Origin of the sequence: Methylophaga sulfidovorans, from assembly GCF_900114205.1 — a bacterium.
GTDB lineage: Bacteria > Pseudomonadota > Gammaproteobacteria > Nitrosococcales > Methylophagaceae > Methylophaga > Methylophaga sulfidovorans.
Map to the genome: position 1 here is coordinate 20,050 of NZ_FOSH01000013.1, position 18,229 is coordinate 38,278.

At 43.0% G+C, this 18,229-nt stretch carries 17 protein-coding genes; 12 read left to right on the top strand and 5 right to left on the bottom strand.

Features of this window, described 5'->3' with window-relative positions:
* Nucleotides 1–39: 39 nt before the first annotated feature.
* Nucleotides 40–822 carry an RMD1 family protein gene (locus BM232_RS11020; protein WP_218153337.1) on the top strand — a complete coding sequence of 261 codons (783 nt, stop codon included), beginning with the start codon at nt 40–42 and terminating at the stop codon, nt 820–822.
* A gap of 43 nt (nt 823–865) precedes the next feature.
* Here the strand turns inward: BM232_RS11020 and BM232_RS11025 are convergent, their stop codons facing one another.
* Nucleotides 866–2,482, bottom strand: a complete 1,617-nt coding sequence (locus BM232_RS11025; RefSeq protein WP_091714626.1) for a methyl-accepting chemotaxis protein — start codon at nt 2,480–2,482, stop codon at nt 866–868.
* Nucleotides 2,483–2,676: 194 nt separating this feature from the next.
* Between BM232_RS11025 and ahr the strand changes: the two genes are divergently transcribed.
* Both ahr and fae read left to right on the top strand, forming a co-directional pair.
* The gene (ahr, locus tag BM232_RS11030) at nt 2,677–3,675 is read left to right on the top strand and encodes an NADPH-dependent aldehyde reductase Ahr (protein ID WP_091714628.1); all 999 of its coding nucleotides are present in this window, start codon (nt 2,677–2,679) and stop codon (nt 3,673–3,675) included.
* Between the two features lie 157 nt (nt 3,676–3,832).
* Nucleotides 3,833–4,384 carry a formaldehyde-activating enzyme gene (gene fae / locus BM232_RS11035; RefSeq protein WP_091714631.1) on the top strand — a complete coding sequence of 184 codons (552 nt, stop codon included), beginning with the start codon at nt 3,833–3,835 and terminating at the stop codon, nt 4,382–4,384.
* 56 nt (nt 4,385–4,440) lie between these two features.
* Here fae and BM232_RS11040 read toward each other — a convergent pair whose 3' ends face one another.
* Complete coding sequence (locus tag BM232_RS11040; RefSeq protein ID WP_091714634.1) at nt 4,441–4,683, bottom strand: hypothetical protein; 243 nt, start codon at nt 4,681–4,683, stop codon at nt 4,441–4,443.
* 31 nt (nt 4,684–4,714) lie between these two features.
* Nucleotides 4,715–5,728, bottom strand: coding sequence for a catalase family peroxidase (locus BM232_RS11045; RefSeq protein ID WP_091714637.1), 1,014 nt, complete (start codon nt 5,726–5,728; stop codon nt 4,715–4,717).
* 140 nt (nt 5,729–5,868) lie between these two features.
* On the opposite strand from BM232_RS11045, the gene BM232_RS11050 reads away from it, so the two are divergent.
* Entirely contained in the window at nt 5,869–7,179 is a 1,311-nt protein-coding gene (locus BM232_RS11050) for a PAS domain S-box protein (protein WP_177207315.1), read from the top strand.
* A gap of 155 nt (nt 7,180–7,334) precedes the next feature.
* The gene (locus BM232_RS11055; protein WP_091714641.1) at nt 7,335–8,297 is read left to right on the top strand and encodes a hypothetical protein; all 963 of its coding nucleotides are present in this window, start codon (nt 7,335–7,337) and stop codon (nt 8,295–8,297) included.
* Nucleotides 8,298–8,337: 40 nt separating this feature from the next.
* Here the strand turns inward: BM232_RS11055 and BM232_RS11060 are convergent, their stop codons facing one another.
* Entirely contained in the window at nt 8,338–9,207 is an 870-nt protein-coding gene (locus BM232_RS11060) for an alpha/beta hydrolase (RefSeq protein ID WP_091714644.1), read from the bottom strand.
* Between the two features lie 87 nt (nt 9,208–9,294).
* Here BM232_RS11060 and BM232_RS11065 point away from each other — a divergent pair, with 87 nt between their 5' ends.
* The 7 genes from BM232_RS11065 to fldB all read left to right on the top strand — a co-directional run bounded on the left by BM232_RS11065 (nt 9,295) and on the right by fldB (nt 17,155).
* Nucleotides 9,295–9,618 carry a hypothetical protein gene (locus tag BM232_RS11065; RefSeq protein ID WP_091714646.1) on the top strand — a complete coding sequence of 108 codons (324 nt, stop codon included), beginning with the start codon at nt 9,295–9,297 and terminating at the stop codon, nt 9,616–9,618.
* Nucleotides 9,619–9,685: 67 nt separating this feature from the next.
* On the top strand, nt 9,686–10,993 hold the full coding sequence (locus tag BM232_RS11070; RefSeq protein ID WP_091714648.1) for a TolC family protein: 1,308 nt from the start codon (nt 9,686–9,688) through the stop codon (nt 10,991–10,993).
* Nucleotides 10,986–11,924 carry an efflux RND transporter periplasmic adaptor subunit gene (locus BM232_RS11075; RefSeq protein WP_091714650.1) on the top strand — a complete coding sequence of 313 codons (939 nt, stop codon included), beginning with the start codon at nt 10,986–10,988 and terminating at the stop codon, nt 11,922–11,924. The genes BM232_RS11070 and BM232_RS11075 overlap by 8 nt, the downstream gene beginning before the upstream one ends.
* A gap of 15 nt (nt 11,925–11,939) precedes the next feature.
* Nucleotides 11,940–15,047 (top strand): efflux RND transporter permease subunit, encoded by a 3,108-nt coding sequence (locus tag BM232_RS11080; RefSeq protein ID WP_091714653.1) that lies wholly within the window; start codon nt 11,940–11,942, stop codon nt 15,045–15,047.
* A gap of 151 nt (nt 15,048–15,198) precedes the next feature.
* Nucleotides 15,199–15,645 (top strand): cupin domain-containing protein, encoded by a 447-nt coding sequence (locus tag BM232_RS11085; protein ID WP_091714656.1) that lies wholly within the window; start codon nt 15,199–15,201, stop codon nt 15,643–15,645.
* A 105-nt stretch (nt 15,646–15,750) separates the two neighbouring features.
* The gene (locus tag BM232_RS11090) at nt 15,751–16,533 is read left to right on the top strand and encodes a hypothetical protein (RefSeq protein WP_091714660.1); all 783 of its coding nucleotides are present in this window, start codon (nt 15,751–15,753) and stop codon (nt 16,531–16,533) included.
* Between the two features lie 106 nt (nt 16,534–16,639).
* The gene (fldB, locus tag BM232_RS11095) at nt 16,640–17,155 is read left to right on the top strand and encodes a flavodoxin FldB (RefSeq protein ID WP_091714662.1); all 516 of its coding nucleotides are present in this window, start codon (nt 16,640–16,642) and stop codon (nt 17,153–17,155) included.
* 36 nt (nt 17,156–17,191) lie between these two features.
* Here the strand turns inward: fldB and BM232_RS11100 are convergent, their stop codons facing one another.
* Nucleotides 17,192–18,118, bottom strand: a complete 927-nt coding sequence (locus tag BM232_RS11100; RefSeq protein WP_091714665.1) for a LysR family transcriptional regulator — start codon at nt 18,116–18,118, stop codon at nt 17,192–17,194.
* Nucleotides 18,119–18,229 lie beyond the last annotated feature (111 nt).

The following is an 18,229-nucleotide window of genomic DNA, read 5'->3' on the forward strand; positions in this document are numbered from 1 at the left end:
GTTTCAGCGTAGAGTACGCCTAACTTTTTTGAGGGTAGTATGATGACGCAATTTGCCACAGCCTTGATTGAATCGTTAGCGACTGGTCGGTCATTTTTATTACCTGATTTAGAAAACTTTCTTAACGATAATTACCGCTGCATCCGGTTACATGACGCGATGCAACTTGAGCTTGATTCGGGAGAGGCGTTCTTATTCGATTACGGTGTTGTCGTGTTCTGGGGTGTGACTGAAAACACCAAACAATCGTTAATGACAAAAATTCAGTCATTTATTGTCGATTTAAAAATGATACCTGACTTCGAACAGTACGCTTTTGATAGCAACACCGACACTATCAAAATGCATGCTGATAAAATCAGTTTTGCTAATGAAGACAGTATGGAACGCCTGGCGGTATCACATGCACTGGCACAATCAGTAAAACTGGCCGAATTTGAACGACTGGCGCAGGAAGTAATCCAGGCCCACGCACATATTCCAGTCTCATTGGCAAAAACAGGCAAAGTAGCAATGAGCAGAAAAGCTATTGCAAAATCACGTGGTGTATTGTTTGGTGCTCGGGGCGATATCCTATTGAACTACAGCTTGTTGGATACACCTGAATTTTTCTGGGATTATCCTGATCTTGAACCTTTATATACCATGGTTTCACGCTATTTGGATGTGGTTGCACGGATCAATGTATTAAATAAAAAGCTGGAAAGTATTCATGAATTATTGGATATGCTGGCCAATGAGCAGAATCACAAACATTCCTCAACCTTAGAGTGGATAATCATTATCCTCATCGCGCTGGAAATCGTACTATTCCTGCATTAAAAAAAGAGCCAGATCACTAACGATCTGGCTCTTTTAAGTATGGCTAGACTTTAAATCGGCCCATAAGAGCCATCATATTTTCAGAGAAGTTATTAATTTTTCTCGAAATTTCATCACCTGTTTTTGAGACCTGTTGAGCTGATTCAGTTTGTTCATTTAAGCCATGCAGGTTTTTACTGATATCTTCGGCAACGGCTGTTTGTTCTTCAGTCGCGGCTGCGGTTTGTATCGCCATATCGTTCACACGACGAGAGGAAGACCTGATTTCATTAAATACGGTAGACGCTTGTTGGAAAGTATTAGCCGTTTTATCAACATCAGTTTTACCTTGAGTAATGGCTGTTGAAAACTGATTAACCGAGTTTTGCAGCTGCGTAATAATCTGACTGATATCATCAGTGCTTTGTTGAGTTCTTGTTGCTAAAGAACGTACTTCATCAGCAACCACAGCAAAACCGCGACCATGATCACCTGCACGAGCGGCTTCAATAGCGGCGTTAAGCGCCAACAGGTTAGTCTGTTCCGCCACAGAACTAATCACTTCTAAAACCGACAGAATGCTGGTGGAATTTTGTTCCAGTTGCTGTGAGCAAGACAGAACCGTATCCATATCTTTAATCAGTTCTGATATACATTTGTTCGATTCTTCAACCACATGTATGCCCTTTATCGCCAGCTGTGAAGTTTGATCTGCTTCTGAGGCGGAGTTGGTTGCGACATTGGACATTTCTTTGTTGGCCAAGGTCATTTCATGTACAGCGCTGACGATGGATTCGGTAGATAAATTCAAGGTTTCGTTAATGCTTTTCGTTTTATTAGAGGAATCAGCCAATTGAATAGTGAGTGAACTGAGGCCCTTGACGTTATCCAGTATTGTTTTAATTAAGTCCTGTAATTTTTCAACAAAGCGATTAAAGGACTGCGACAAGTCTCCAAACTCATCTTTTGAGCTGGCATCCAGACGGGCAGTTAAATCGCCATCACCTGATGCAATCTCATCTATTCGTTTGACGAGAGCATTAATATCGTCAGTGAGTTTTTTCGGTACGATGTAACTGAAATACAATGCAACAATAATAATCGCCAGTACAACAATAATAGTGACAGTCATACTGCGTTTTAGATCGCTTTTTAATTGGGCGTCTAATACATGAAATTTATTGAGCAGGATTTCGCCTTTTTTATCCAGAATGGAACGGAGACTCTGAAATGCTTCTTCTTCCTGTTTCGCCAGTTCCTGCTGATTAGAGCTGTTGGACTCATTCACCATACGTTCCGTGGCGATATTCCAGTTTTTAAAGGCTGCTTCAAACGCCTCTTTACCATCAGAGACATCCGGATAGATTTTTGTATATTCTAAAAACTGTGAATATCGGTCATAAGCTTGCTGAATATTTTCTTGCCAGGCTTTGGTTTCTTCGGCTTTATCACCACGATGGGTAAGAAGGTTGATCGATGCGATTTTTGCCTGATGTAAATCTCTGTCAGCATTGAGAATTTTCTCATTGGCTGGCATAAATAATTCAGACTGTACCTCGATGGCGTGGTTTTGTTTACTCATCATCCATAAAAACATCGCAATAACGACGATAATGGTTAACCCCATGACAACAACAGGTATTGAACTTTTCGTTCTGATGCTTTGCAGGTTTATGTTCATTATTTTTATACCTAATTTGTGATTGAGCCATACATGCTATCGGCCTATACACCTTCAGGTTTAACGTAAATTAATAAATTCACATCCCGTATGCTAATGACCACTAATAAGATTTGCCATTTTGAGATAAGTGACGGCTATCTTTACTTCTAGAATACTTTTAGTTTGTTTAATTTCTGAGTAAAGGACAGATAATGATTAATGCATATGCTGCTATGAGTCCGGGGGAGGCACTCACGCCTTATTCGTTTGACCCAGGTACTTTAGGGGAGAATGAAGTAGAAATTACAGTTAAGTATTGTGGTATTTGTCACAGTGATATCAGCATGATTGATAATGACTGGGAGCTATCCAGTTACCCTCTTGTTGCTGGTCATGAAGTGGTGGGGGAAATTGCACAAATAGGTTCTGCAGTGAGTGGGTTTAAAGTAGGGCAGAAGGTGGGACTTGGTTGGATTTCCGACTTTTGTGAACAGTGTGATGAATGTCATACGGGTGATGAAAATTTATGTGCTGACTTAACTGGCACCATCGTCGGTCATCATGGTGGGTTTGCAGATAAAGTGAGAGCCAATGCGAATAGTGTCATTGCATTGCCTGAGGGCATAGATCTAAAAACCGCTGGACCATTACTTTGTGGCGGTATTACCGTTTTTAATCCACTAGTGCAATTTGGTATCAAACCTACAGATAAAGTCGCTGTTATCGGTATTGGCGGTCTGGGTCATATGGCATTGCAGTTTCTGAATGCATGGGGATGTGAGATCACGGCTTTTACCAGCGAGTCAAAAAAACAAGAAGCTATAGATATGGGGGCTCATTATGCGGTTAATTCACGTGATGAGGCTGAGTTATCTTCGCTTGCTGGGAAGTTTGATCTGATTTTATCGACAGTAAATGTCAAACTTGATTGGAATCTGTTTTTGAGTAAGTTGAAACCACGAGGACGCTTAGTTTTTGTAGGTGCAACTCTCGATCCATTAGATGTAATGGTGCCTAATCTCATTGAGGGACAAAAAACTATCTCAGGTTCTGACACAGGCAGTATCAAAACGATTTCTACGATGCTTAATTTTGCTCAGCGCCATGGCGTAAAACCAGTGATTGAACGTTATCCATTTGAAAAAATTAATGAAGCAATCGACAAGCTTCGTGAGGGTGATGTGCGTTATCGGATTGTGTTGGAATATTAAGTTAGTCGCATAATTCATAGCGGTTGAAGTAAGCCTGTTCAGATGGTTTTTGAGCAGGCTTATTATTTTATATTATCCAAGCGGTAAAAAACGCTTGTGGCTTGTTCTGGCATCAGCCTAAAATGGCGCACAATTTATCATCAACGGAGTTAATAATATGTCAGAACCAGTTTGGTTTAAAACCGCAGAAGCCACCGTCTTTGCCAGTGAAGATCAAGGTACGGATGCGATGCCTGAAATTTTGATTGGTAGCGTCAAAGGTCCAGCAGGTCATGCGTTTGCAAATTTAATGGGGCAAACAGAAGGGCATACACGTATGTTTGCGATTCGTGCGACCAATCAACAAGTAAAACCAGCAACAATGATTGTGCCTAAAGTTACTATTAAATCAAGTGCTTATGTTGAGTTGTTTGGTGGCCCAGTTCAATCAGCGGTGGCTGATGCGGTATTGGATAGCGTGATCGAAGGTGTTATTCCAAAAGAGCATGCAGAAGAATTATGTATTGTTGCTATGATCTGGATTGCTCCAGATGCGGCTGCGAATCCAGATGTGGATCGTAAAGATTTATACCGCACTAATTATGAAGCGATGAAGTTAGCGATTAAACGTGCGATGTCAGGTTCACCGACAATTGATGAATTGATTGCTAACCGCAACAGCATTCATCATGAAATGTATGACCCTGAAACCGGCGAGTCTCAGTGGTAATCGAACAGAGTTCATAATAAAAAAGCCAGACTTAAGTCTGGCTTTTTTATTTGTCTTCAATCAACAGGTAGTAAACCCAGCTTATTTCTATCCGGTAACCTTATATGATGTTCTTTACAGTGAACGATAAGCTTTTGTTCATATAATGGTGACCATCCCGCCTTATTACAGTCATAACAACGTTGGCATACAGATAAATGATAGTGGGGAATATAGATTCCTTCATTACGTTGTCTGCCCACCTGAAATTCAGCATCACACATCTGACAATGAGTGATTTCTTCAAATTCTTCGGCCATTGCGTCATCCTCTATTTTAGATCGTGCCTGTTTATTGACCAGAAAGCCGACGGCCATAGCTAATGGCGTAAGCTGAAGGCCGGGCAAGCAAAATAGGGTCTTCACTGGCTTCAATACCGTCAGTTAGCGCCAGTGGGTTGAACATGTTTTGTTTTGCAAACTGCTCATCGTTAGGGTCGATTGAGTCTATGGTTATTGTGCCTAATCTAACGGTTTGACGTGTTTCTGGCCAAACCACGGTCGGATCAGTCAGGTCATCGCCTTTTTCTGCTATTTGCAGTGCCAATGTTAACTCTACCTTGCCTTGTTGCAGACGTTTAGGCAATTCTTCAAATAAGTAGTTATTACCAGCTGCAGCGCGTTGTTCATCCGTTAAATATTCTGGGCCATTTAAAGGAATAATTTGATATCGACCATACTTAACCTCACCGTCTTTATTGGTGAATTTAAATGCATTTACCCCATAAAACGGTTGTGTTGCAAAGCTTACTGGGGCTGGTTTTGGGGGTTCTACGAACGTTTTAGCTGCAGGGTGGCTGGCAAGAAATTGCGTTATAGGTTTGGGTGTAGCGGCATCTGGTCCTGAAGTGGCTACCGCATTAATCAGGCCTAAAAAGTCTTCCGGTGTGGCAGCTGGAAAACGATTGACGGAGATGCTGACAATGTCGGTATAGCTATCATCGGCAAGTTGAAAGCGTATGGCGATACCTTTTGGGAATGAGCTTGGATTGGTATCGGCTATATCAGGAATGCCTGTTGTGTTAGAAAACCGTATGGTCACTGGTGTGGAAGCTGATTGCAAATGTTGAGCCATTGAGACAGATGATGCTTCTGAGCTGGGTGTAAACTCGCCCAAAACGACAACCCCCTTAGCATGATTCTTTCTGATACCAGGGTGTGGCCCTGCGATGGTAGTTAATGTATCAACCAGCTGTTCAACGACGGGTTTGTCAGTGTCATCACCTGCAACGGCTGAGGATAAAGGAAAAAAGACGAGGGAGGACATAAGGAAAGCATGTTTTAACATGTTGGATGAGATAGACATGAGCGTATTTCCATATATAAGTAAAACCGAAGAAGTTAAGTAAGTATGACTACAAAAACATAACAATAATTCTGATAAGCATAGATATCATGCACTAATAAGTCATAGAATAGGGCGTAGATAACATTGGATGTATGCCCGTGACTCAGAAACGTCAAGATCACAATATCAGCTTGTTTAAAGAAAATATTTATCAATCTATTATTGATTCAAGTTTTGATGCCATTATTTGTAAGACCTTGGATGGTACTATTCTTAGCTGGAACCCAGCCGCAGAAAGAATTTTTGGTTATACCGCCGATGAAATGATAGGCGAGTACATGATCAAAGTTTTTCCAGAAAATAAACTTCATGAAGAAGCCGAGATATTAAAAAAATTAGGTCGAGGTGAAGTAGTTGAGCATTTCCAGACAATTCGCAAGCATAAGTCTGGACGATTGATTGATGTCTCTGTCACAATTTCGCCGGTATTTGATGCGTTGGGCACTATTGTTGCTGCATCTCAGGTGGCCAGAGATATTACTGAGCAGGTGAAAGCGATTCGCCTCAGTCAGGAATGCCGTGCAATTGTCGAAACATCCGAAGACGCGATTTACAGTATTTCACTCGATGGTACGCTGACAAGCTGGAATATTGGTGCTGAACATATCTTTGGCTATACCGCTAAACAGATTCTCGGAAAGTCGATATCGATCCTTCACGATGACGACGATGAGCAGGCAGACTTCGTACTTGAGAACATTAAAGCGGGCAAAAGCCTGGAGCATTACAAGACCACCCGAAAAAATAAAGAAGGGAAAATCATTAACGTGTCTGAAACCGCTTCACCATTATTCGACCAAAATCATAATGTCATCGGTGGTTCTATCATTGCCAGAGATATCACGCATGATATCGAGACGCAGCAACTTATATGGAAACAAGCGAATTACGACAATCTGACAGGACTTGCCAACCGGGATTTATTTTTAAAATCATTGTCACATGAAATGGAAATGGTTCAAGACTCTATTTCACGCGATAACCTGGTGTTGTTATTCCTCGATTTAGATAATTTTAAAGACTTTAATGATAATTATGGTCATGATTTTGGTGATGAAGTACTGCGTCATGCAGCTGAAGTACTGACAAAAACCTGTCGTAATGCTGATTTGATTGCTCGCTACGCCGGCGATGAGTTTATTATTTTGTTGTCCGGTGAGTTTCCACAAAAAGATTTGAAACGCTTCCTCGACAGATTAATCAGTAAACTAAATGTGCCATATCCTATAAATGGTATCGATTGTCGTTTATCAGTAAGTATCGGCATTGTGCAGTATCCAAATGATGCCGATGCGATTTCAGATTTACTGAAAAAAGCAGATCAGGCGATGTATGCAGCAAAAGCCGCAGGTCGGAACCAATATCAGTATTATGTCGACGGTCATTCTACTAATGTGGTGCTTGATTAACCACGAAAGCGGCTATCTTGCTTTGCTTAAGTTTCAGAGCAGCGAATTGATTTAGACATTCCACACCGTTATTTCTATCGTCATGGTGCTGTCCGGCACTGTGGTGAAATATCGATTGTCATAACCTATAAATTAAATCTCACATAAGGGTTTTAATGAAACAAAAACAACTTATTATTGGTGGCGTGCTTGGCCTTGCCGTTGTCTCTGGCTATTTTTATGCCAATCATGCCAAACATGAGTTAGTGAAAGAACGCATTGATACAGAGCTAACCATGATGGATGGAACAAGTCCGGTGAAATATGGAGCACTACAAACCTCTTTGTTTTCAAATGCGGTGACATTAAAAAATGTCACGATAGATATGTCTGGTTTGCAAAACATGGCGGGTAATAATGCACCTAATGTGGTCAGTATTGAATCAGTCACTGTCGATAGTAAGGTCGGATTATCCTCACTGGAATCCTCCAAATTACCCGATCAGCTTGAAGTAAGTTTAAGCGGTATAGCAACAGAAGTGGATTTTAAGCTCTTAGCTGAGAGTAGTGTCAAACCAGTTGAGAAAGCGGTTTATCGAACCATAGATACCTTAACAGAAGGCAAACCGACAACGGATTTCTATCTGGAGTATGACTATTCCCCAGCAAAAGGTAATACACGACCATTTGTCGACATCAAGTTAAAATCCGAATTGAACAAAGTGGTGGGCATGGAAGTGAAGGCGGAAATAGAAAATATGCCGCTGGATCCTGTTGTATTGATGTTCGGCGGTATGCAAAGAGCACTGATACATCACTTTGAGCTGGTAATAAAAGACGAAGGTAAGACAACGGATCTGCTGATAGAAAATATGGCAAAGCAGATGAATATGAGCGAAGAGCAGTTTGAAGATGAGCTGACTAAGGAGCTGAAGAAAGACATCGAATATAGCCATCAATCCATCGAGAAAATGTTTTACAGTGCCGTTGAAGACTTTATCGATGATCGCCATGAATTCAAGATAGAGCTGACACCAAAAACGCCAATGACGATTGAAGATATTCAGCAAGTCGCTTTATTTGCAGCTGATAAAGACGAAATTGAGCGTGAGTTAAATCTTAAAATTAAGGGCAAATAAGTCTGGTTGTAAACGTCGTGGTCAAAATTGACCACGATGTTTATTGTTTTTTATCCATAGATGGACTTAGATGATCGGCAATAACAGGATCCAGTCCTGACATAAATTTCTCAATGCTCTGTGTGTAGGCATTGTCTCTGCCGATTTCTTCTAAGGTCTCATTATGAGTCATGTCCAGCTTAAGCAATTCAGCTTTACTGCCAGTATCATTCACTTTATCAACAAAGCGCGTTGAATTATCGCAGGCATAGGGTCGCTGAAGCGAACATACAACAAACATAGGCACTTCATCACCATCTACATAATTTATCGGTGATGCCTGTTGCCAGTATGTTGGTTGGTTGCCAAACGCTTTATCATAAAATTCAACGTGCTTATGCTGCATTAGCGAGACTAAATCCAATACCTGACTATCGATAATTAAACTGCCTAACCAGGGACGAAGTGAGTTCTGTTCGCTGAAGGTTTGCTTAGTTGTCAGCAATGCGAGCAAATGTGCGCCAGCTGAATGACCGAGCAAGATGGCTTTATCCGCATCGCCGCCCCATGACTCAGCCTGTTGTTGCACGGTTTTTAATGCCAAAGCCAGATCGTTAGCCTGGGTCACTGGATCGACCTCAGGGACTAAACGGTAATTGGCTGAAACAATAATAAATCCACGATTGAGCCAGCGATCAATCTTACTTTTGATTAAACCGGTAGCCCGTTTATCGCCAAACTGCCAGGCACCACCGTGAATTAAAAATAAAATGGGTGCATTGTCAGCATTGCCAGGTAAATAGACATCCATGGTTTGGAGTGGCGAGTCACCATAAGCCAGGTCACGAATCATATCGACGTGATTCTCTGCTGATAACAAAGGACGGGCCATCAGTAACAGCAATAATCCAGCGAAGATATTCAATTTCATCAGCTTATCCTTTATCAAATTGTTCAGCGGTTTATCCGGTAAATTTGTTTTATCTGAATCTGAGTTTCAGTTATCCTAGCAGCCATGATGAACATCAGAATTTTTTTATACAGCTTAATTATGATGATGGTGCTGCAGTCCAGCATTGTCGCTGCTGATGTGCATCATATTATTTTTGACGAACAAGATAATCATAGTCTTATCGATCCTATCGCTGATGATAGTCCGGATGCTGTGCATATCGATGCCGACCATCATCAATGTGGTCATAGTCACTGTGTACATTTTGTTGCTGTGCCGCATGTAGTCAATTTATCGCTGTCTTCATTCAAAGACGCTTTTTTCAGTCGTTACCAATACACGGCAAGATCGGGTTCTATCAGCTCGATGTACCGTCCTCCAAAAGCCTGATTCTGATCTAACACTTCCGCTCATCACCTATGCGTGATGAAAGAGTATTTATTTCAGGATTCATATCATGAAACCCATCTATACCTATGGGCAAACGCCTTTACTGCGTATGTGCCTTTATTGTGCTTTCAGTTTGTTTATTGTGTCGTTTCAGGCACATGCCGCAACAGACACCACATTGACATTAGCTGAAGCCATTAAAAAAACGCTGAATCAAAATCCCTCACTTAATGTCTTTCCAGTTCGTGAACAAGGCCTGCAAGCTGAGCGTGAAACAGCGCAGCTATCACCGGCTTATCGCGTTGGTGCTGAACTGGAAAACGTGGCTGGTACAGGTCAACTCAGCGGTACTAAGTCGGCAGAGCTCACGGTGTCTTTATCTTCTGTGCTGGAGCTTGGTGGCAAAAAACAAGCCAGGGTCACTGTGGTTGATCAAAAGCTGGCACTGACTCAAATTAAAAAACAGATTGCTTCGCTTGATTTATTAAGTACGGTCACCAAAAACTATATTCAGTTATTGATTGATAAGCAGCGAATACAGCTTGCTAAAGAAGAAGTCTCTCTTGCCCAAGCTACGGCTGATGAAGTGAATAAACGGGTCAGGGCAGCGATTGCGCCTAAGGCTGATTATGCCCGTGCGGTGGCTGCCGTTGAGCAGGCCAGATTAAATGTCTCACGTGTCGAGCAGCGAATGCATGCCCATAAAATGGCCTTAGCTAATTTATGGGGGGAGATGCAACCGCAATTTAATAAGGTAGCTGGTTCCTTGTTTGATTACGGCAGCAGCAGATCGTTTGAGTCACTGTTCGAACGAGTCAAAAATAATCCGTCGTTGGAATTTTTTGCTGCTGAAACACGTTTAAAAGAATCCGAAATTCGTTTGGCAAAAACTCAACAGCAGGCCGATATCGATTGGTCGGTTGGTATTCGGCGAAGTGCTGATATTGATGAATCTGCGTTGGTAGCAGGGTTTTCTGTGCCGTTATTTGCAGAAAAACGTGCTGAGTCAGCGGTGAAATCAGCATTGGCAGCAAGAAATGAAATAACGTTTCGCCAACAAGACTTCCTGCTGCGTATACATACGCAACTGTATCAGGCATACACCGCAAGGGAGCAGGCAATTACCTCGGCCACGACCTTGCGACAATCCATCATTCCACAGTTGGCCGACGCCTTAACTCAAACCAAAACAGCTTACCAACGGGGCCTGTATAGCTATCTCGATTTTCTCACAGCAAGACAAGAGCTGCTTAATGCCAAGCGTGCTCTGATAGAGGCGTCAGCTGATGCTTTATTGCTCGCGGCGGAAATTGAACAGCTGACAGCAGAACCGTTATTAATCGAACAAAATAATGTGGGTATAAGTAATGATTAAGCGATATCTAACCCTTCCTAACTTTTTAATGTTAATCGTGTTTTTTATGTGTGCGATGCTATCTGTTAAGGCTGTTTTTGCCGATGAAGATAAGCATGAACACGAACACGCTGGCCATCATGATGAAGAAGTCGCTCATATTGACGAGGACATGGCGTCATTAAATGCCATCTCCACAGCCATTGTCAGTAGTGGTGATATCAGCAAAACAATTACCTTATATGGTGATGTGACGTTGTCCCCTGAGCATACCAGCCATGTGACGGCACGTTTTGCTGGTCGTATAACCCGTGTGTATGTTGAGTATGGTGATACGGTCAAAAAAGGTCAGGTATTAGCCAGCATAGAATCAAATAGCAGTTTGCAGACCTACAATGTTACCGCGCCATTGTCAGGCAGTGTGATAGCCAAACATGCCAATGCCGGTGAAGTCGTCTCTGAGCAGACTCTGTTTACTATTACCGATACCTCCACTTTATGGGCTGAACTTAAGGTGTTTCCTTCTCAGGCGAGTCTGATTAAAGCAAAACAAACGGTGATTTTACAAAGTGATGATATGCAAACCCGTTCTGTTATTTCCCAGCTTCTGCCAAATACCAGTGGTGAGCCATTTAGGATTGCCAGAGTGAAATTCAAAAATCCTGATGATGATTGGTTTCCCGGCTTGTTAGTTAGTGCTCAGACCCTCGTCGATAAACGTGAAGTTAATGTACGGGTGCCGTTATCTGCACTGCAGCAATATGAAAACAAAACAGTCGTCTTTATCAAGGAGGGGGGCGTTTATAAATCTCAGCCAGTGGAACTGGGGCTTCAGGATAATCAATTTGTTGAAGTACTGTCAGGTCTGAATGCTGGTCAGCAAATAGTGACTGAAAACAGTTACCTGATAAAAGCGGATATTGAAAAAGACGGCGCTGAGCACAGCCACTAAACTCAAGGAGACGTTATGATTACTTCACTATTACGTTTCTCCATTGAGCGACGTGGTTTTATATTGTCATTAATTATCGTGCTGATGGCGGCGGGTGTCTGGAGTTATCAACACTTGCCCATTGATGCGGTACCAGATATCACCAATGTGCAGGTACAGATTAATACCAAAGCAGAAGGTTATTCGCCGTTAGAAACCGAACAGCGTATTACCTATCCCGTTGAACGTGCGTTGGCAGGTATTCCTCAACTGTCGTATACACGATCGATTTCTCGTTATGGTTTATCTCAGGTCACCGTGATCTTCAAAGAGGGCACAGATTTATATTTTGCCCGAAACCTGCTGAATAACCGCCTGGCCAGTATCAAAAATGAACTGCCCGATGGGCTGGAACCAGAAATGGGGCCAATTGCTTCCGGACTCGGTGAGATTTTTGTTTATACCGTTTCTGCTCAGCCAGAAGCACGACAAGAGAATGGCCAAGCTTATGATATGACCGCATTACGTGAAATACAGGACTGGATAATTCAGCCTCGTTTAATGCGAGTGCCGGGGATTACGGAGGTGAATACAGTAGGCGGTTATGCTAAGCAGTATCACATCCAGCCTGAGCCACAAAAAATGCTGGAGTTCGGTATCAGTTTTGGCGACATCCAGCAGGCATTAAAGGCAAATAATAGTAATCGTGGTGCTGGTTATATCGAGCGTTACGGGCAGCAATTGCTGGTACGTTCTCCGGGCCAGTTAAAAACCATCGACGATATTCAACAAGTGGTGGTAAAGCAGATGTCAGGCACACCCATCAAGATCATGGATATCGCTGATGTTGCCATTGGTAAAACCCTGAGAACCGGTGCCGCCACCCAGAATGGTCAGGAAACGGTGATGGGAACGGCAATGATGCTGATAGGGGAGAACTCACGTGAGGTTGCCAAACGGGTTGCTGCGGAGCTAAGCAAGATTCAAGCGACGCTACCCGACGGCGTTATTGCTGAAGCGGTATATGACAGAACCACCTTGGTCGATAAAGCCATTGCTACAGTGCAGAAAAACTTGCTGGAAGGCGCATTATTAGTCGTTGTGGTGTTGTTTTTATTACTGGGTAATATCCGCGCCGCACTCATCACTGCTGCCGTGATACCACTTGCCATGTTAGCAACCATTACCGGTATGGTTCAGGCCGGAATTTCAGCGAACCTGATGAGTCTTGGCGCATTGGATTTTGGCCTGATTGTCGATGGTGCAGTGATTATTGTGGAAAACAGCGTGCGGCGTTTATCGCTGGCCCAGTCTGGTCGTGATTCAGCCTTACCATTAAATGAACGCTTGGCTGTGGTATTTGATGCGACCAATGAGGTGATTCGGCCCAGCCTGTTTGGGGTATTGATTATTACATTGGTGTATATCCCCTTATTCACCTTGACTGGGGTAGAAGGCAAGATGTTTGAACCGATGGCATCAACAGTGGTGCTGGCCTTACTAGCAGCGATGCTGATGTCACTGACTCTCGTACCTGCAGCCGTGGCTGTGTTCATGAAAGGTAAAATCAAAGAAACTGAAATTCTGATTATTTCAGCAAGCAAATCGATTTACAGGCCGGTATTGATATGGAGTCTTAAGTTACGTTGGTTGCTGGTGGTTGCTGCACTTGTTTTGGTGGCTTGGTCGCTACTGCTGGCATCAAAGATGGGCACGGAGTTTATTCCTCAGCTCAATGAAGGCGATATCGCCTTACATGCATTACGCACCACAGGCACTAGTCTGCAGCAATCGATAGACATGCAGGAAGTTCTGGAAAAGCGGCTGAAACAGTTTCCACAGGTGGACAGAGTCTTTGCCAAAATCGGCACGCCAGAAGTGGCGACCGACCCGATGCCGCCGAATGTGGCTGACACTTTTCTGATACTAAAGCCAAGAAAAGACTGGCCCAATCCGTCATTGCCAAAGTCTGAACTCATCAAACAAATCGAGACAGCTGCAAAGGCCTTACCTGGCAATAACTATGAATTCACGCAACCGATCGAGATGCGCTTTAACGAGCTTATCTCAGGTGTCAGGGCGGATGTGGCCATTAAAGTATTTGGTGATGATTTGGAGAAACTCAAAACTTCAGCACAATCCATTTTAACTATTATCAGAGATATACCCGGCCAAGCAGATGCCAGACTGGAACAAGTCAGTGGTTTACCGATGGTGTCAGTGGAACCCAAACGCTTGGCACTTTCCCGTTATGGCCTCAGTGTAGATATCTTACAGACGATGTTAGCTACAGCTATTGGTGGTCAAGATGCGGGCTTAATCTATGGGGGGGATCGCCGTTTTAAACTGGTTATACGCTTAGCTGATGACCGGCGTCAGGACATTGCTAAACTTTCCGAGCTACCTGTGTCTTTGCCTTCAGGTACTTATGTGCCGTTATCCGAGGTGGCAACGATTAAACTTGTCGATGTGCCAAGTCAGATCTCGCGTGAAAATGCCAAACGACGTGTTGTGGTCACAGCTAATGTCAGAGATCGTGATCTGGGATCCTTTGTGCAGGAAGCTCAGCAAAAGCTCGATCAACAGCTGACATTGCCTGACGGATACTGGCTGGAGTTTGGTGGTACCTTTGAACAGTTAGCCTCGGCCAGTCAGCGTTTAGCCATTGTGGTTCCGGTGACTTTATTTGGCATTTTGTTATTACTGGTGACTATGCTGGGATCAATAAAGGATGCCGCTATTATCTTTACCGGTGTGCCGTTGGCATTAACGGGTGGCATTATGGCTTTACTGCTTAGGGATATGCCACTGTCTATTTCTGCGGCTGTTGGTTTTATTGCACTGTCTGGTATTGCTGTATTGAATGGTCTGGTGATGTTGTCATTTATTCGTGATCATTGGCAGCAAAACGGCGATCTCTATAAAGCAATTGTGGATGGGGCGATGTTACGTTTACGTCCGGTAATGATGACCGCTTTAGTGGCCAGTCTTGGTTTTGTTCCTATGGCACTCAATACGGGTACCGGCGCAGAGATACAACGGCCCCTAGCAACGGTGGTTATCGGCGGTATTGCGTCATCCACCATACTTACCCTTATTGTGTTACCGGCTTTATACCTATTGGTACATCACCGTAACCGCTAGATAAAAATACAATCAGGGCTGCATTGCTAGCCCTGATTGTATTATGGGAAAAAGTCCCGGTTTTACGCAGGCAAATATCGCTGGCGTAGTGTTTGTTCTCATCGTTAGAGTTGTTGTATGTCACTGACATATAACTAAAAAGGAGAGGGAAATGCAGCTACACCAATTTAATGATGAAAATATACACTGGCAGCGACTTGAGGTGTTCGACAACTTTCAATATTCGGTATTGGATATTGACCGCGACAACAAAGTGGTAGAGGTGCTATTTAAATTCGCAGCCAATGATCCCATCGTGTTACATCGTCACTGTGCGGTTAATCACACCTTTGTTATTCAGGGTGAGCACTGTCTGTATTCTGCTGATGGTACGTTGAAAGAAAAACGCCCAACGGGCTCATATAGCATAAGCCAACCTGATCCTGAACCACATAGAGAATGTGGTGGCGATGAAGATACAATAGTTTTATTCAGTATTCGTGGCACAGAAGGACCGACGTATGAAATCCTTGATGATGAGCAAAATATCCTGGCTGTTTTTACGATGAATGAATTTGAAGGACTCTATCAGGCACAACAATCTGCCTTATCAGTGTAATCTTTTTATGCCTCAATGAGGATTGTGATAAAAGGGCTGTTGTCATTGACGATAAATTGCTTTATTTCGCCAGCACAGTTTTATCCATCCATAGAGGAACAGAATATGAAAACGTTTATCCCATATTTTGCAGCTATGTTATTTAGCTGTTCAGTATTGGCAGATGATGTGGATATGGCCGGCCTGCAGCTTGGCATGAGCATTGACGAAGCTAAAGCTGCTTTACTGGATCACGGTGTTAATGCCAGTGTGATTGAGGAAGAAAAGCAATATTACACCTACAGTGATGGTGCAAAAACATATAAAACGCCAAGTTTTATTCATAGCCTTTCAGCTAATATTGTGGAGACTGAACACGGTGAGGCAAGAGCAGAAAGCTTTGAGTTGATATTCATGCCATTACCCAAAGCAGGCCGCTTAGTCGCCATTCATCGTGTAACTGAAAACCATATTAATCCCGTCACGGTAGCCGATTACCGTCAATCGCTTATCGAGCAATATGGGCAACCCTTTGATAATACCGGACCAATGGACTGGATTTTTCCACAAGGCAAACTTAACTGTTTGGGTGCCTCCAGCTCACAAATCACACCACCACGCACATTAAATGCCGATACCATCATGGGGCTGGTATTCAAAAAAGACGGTAATCGTTATCAAATCAATGATTTCCGCAATCCAGAAGTAAAAAGCCTGGATGAATGTGCAAATTGGATGAGTTTCCAATTTGGCACTATGGACGAACAGCCTGCTAGCAATATCACTGCGACCATGATCGACGTACCAGGCTGGATCAATGCATATGAAGCTGCTATGCAGTGGGTTGGTGAGTTAAAGCAGGAAGCCATCGATAGACGTAATAGTGGGAAGACCGGTCCACAATTATAGACGTGGTGGGGGGATTTCCTCTTTATAAGAGGATATTTGTCTGTTGAATTATTAAATAATAATGAATATCATTTGCATTTGTTAATTAAATGCAAATAGGTGAGTAATGATTGCAGTTATTTATGGTTCAACTACGGGTAATACTTCAGATGCAGCAGTAAAAATAGCAAAAATCTTTGGTGAAGATCAGGTTGAGTTATTTGATGTAAAAGATGTTGGGCTGGCGGCACTGGAGTTTTTTGACAATATCATTTTTGCTATCCCAACCTGGGATTACGGAGAAGTGCAAGCAGACTGGCAGGATGTATGGGACGAAATTGATGAAGTGGATTTCTCCAATAAAACGGTCGCTTTTTTGGGGATGGGCGATCAATTTGCTTATGCCGAGTGGTTTCAGGACGCAATGGGTATGTTGCATGACAAAGTGGTGGCTAGAGGCGCTAAAGTCATTGGTCACTGGCCCGTTGATGGCTATGAGTTTGATGCCTCAAAAGCCTTAACTGCAGACAAACAGTTTTTTGTCGGTTTGGCGCTGGATGAAGACTGCCAGCCCGAGTTGACTGAAAGCAGACTCAAGCAATGGTGTGAGCAACTCAAGTCAAGCTTGTTAAAAGCAGCATAATCTTGTTTCTGGACGGCTCTGGCTAAGAGCCGTCATTTAATTTACCTGAAGTTCGCAATCTCTGGCGAGTTCATCAGGCAAATTGTCTCGTAAAAAGTCGACCCAGCTACTGGTTTTTGCATCAAGATAAGCCCGTGATGGATAAAGGGCATAAACATTAAATAGCGTGCCACGATAATCGGGTAATACCCGTATCAAGGTGCCTGATGTTAATTCATCCGTCACATTAAATATAGGAACCATGCCTATTCCCATCCCATGCAGGATGGCTTCTTTCACGGTACTGCTGACGTTGACCTGAAACGGTGAGTTTTTGATCTCAATAATGGCATCACCCTGGTCTGAGCTCATCTCCCAGTGGTCTAATGGCATGACAGTAGACGCCATTTTTATACATTGGTGATTTTCGACCTCTGCAGGTGTTGTTGGCATACCATATTCCGCCAGGTAATCGGGCGACACACATAAAATACTATAGGTCTGACCAATGACCTTTGATATCAGACTGGAGTCAGATAGTTGTGGTGCCATGATGATCGAGACATCAATACCTTCCTCAATCAAATCAGGAATACGGTTTGCCAGTGTGATATCAAAAGAAACTGCTGGGTAAATCTCTCTGTAGGCAGTGACGGCTTTAACAATATATTTGTTTGCCAATGCTGGCATCGTGTGAAGTCTGAGCCGACCTACCGGATTCATCTGGGCATCACGTGCTTCCGCTTCTGCTTCTTCCACATTCGCTAATATCTGTTCACATCGCAGCAGGTAGCGTTGACCCGCTTCAGTTAGTGCTATCCGACGTGTGGTTCTGTGTAATAAACGGGTGCTAAGGTGTTGTTCTAATGCCGATATTGCACGCGAGACATTGGCAGAACTGGTTTCCAGTCTTTCTGCTGCTTTAGTAAAGCTGCCACTTTCAATAACCTGTAAAAAGGTTTTCATTGAATCAATCGTATCCATCTGTCACCTATTGTTACGAATTTTGTAACAATTATTAACATTAATTGCTGTTTATTGATAGATTGAACGCAAATAAAATAGCCTGCCATTTAACTTATAAAGCGTGTTTTG

Excerpts from the sequence above, each read along its gene's own strand:
- BM232_RS11020 (WP_218153337.1), top strand. The coding sequence starts at position 40 with ATGATGACGCAATTTGCCACAGCCTTGATTGAATCGTTAGCGACTGGT.
- BM232_RS11025 (WP_091714626.1), bottom strand. The coding sequence starts at position 2,482 with ATGAACATAAACCTGCAAAGCATCAGAACGAAAAGTTCAATACCTGTT.
- ahr (WP_091714628.1), top strand. The coding sequence starts at position 2,677 with ATGATTAATGCATATGCTGCTATGAGTCCGGGGGAGGCACTCACGCCT.
- fae (WP_091714631.1), top strand. The coding sequence starts at position 3,833 with ATGTCAGAACCAGTTTGGTTTAAAACCGCAGAAGCCACCGTCTTTGCC.
- BM232_RS11040 (WP_091714634.1), bottom strand. The coding sequence starts at position 4,683 with ATGGCCGAAGAATTTGAAGAAATCACTCATTGTCAGATGTGTGATGCT.
- BM232_RS11045 (WP_091714637.1), bottom strand. The coding sequence starts at position 5,728 with ATGTCTATCTCATCCAACATGTTAAAACATGCTTTCCTTATGTCCTCC.
- BM232_RS11055 (WP_091714641.1), top strand. The coding sequence starts at position 7,335 with ATGAAACAAAAACAACTTATTATTGGTGGCGTGCTTGGCCTTGCCGTT.
- BM232_RS11060 (WP_091714644.1), bottom strand. The coding sequence starts at position 9,207 with ATGAAATTGAATATCTTCGCTGGATTATTGCTGTTACTGATGGCCCGT.
- BM232_RS11065 (WP_091714646.1), top strand. The coding sequence starts at position 9,295 with ATGAACATCAGAATTTTTTTATACAGCTTAATTATGATGATGGTGCTG.
- BM232_RS11070 (WP_091714648.1), top strand. The coding sequence starts at position 9,686 with ATGAAACCCATCTATACCTATGGGCAAACGCCTTTACTGCGTATGTGC.
- BM232_RS11075 (WP_091714650.1), top strand. The coding sequence starts at position 10,986 with ATGATTAAGCGATATCTAACCCTTCCTAACTTTTTAATGTTAATCGTG.
- BM232_RS11080 (WP_091714653.1), top strand. The coding sequence starts at position 11,940 with ATGATTACTTCACTATTACGTTTCTCCATTGAGCGACGTGGTTTTATA.
- BM232_RS11085 (WP_091714656.1), top strand. The coding sequence starts at position 15,199 with ATGCAGCTACACCAATTTAATGATGAAAATATACACTGGCAGCGACTT.
- BM232_RS11090 (WP_091714660.1), top strand. The coding sequence starts at position 15,751 with ATGAAAACGTTTATCCCATATTTTGCAGCTATGTTATTTAGCTGTTCA.
- fldB (WP_091714662.1), top strand. The coding sequence starts at position 16,640 with ATGATTGCAGTTATTTATGGTTCAACTACGGGTAATACTTCAGATGCA.
- BM232_RS11100 (WP_091714665.1), bottom strand. The coding sequence starts at position 18,118 with ATGGATACGATTGATTCAATGAAAACCTTTTTACAGGTTATTGAAAGT.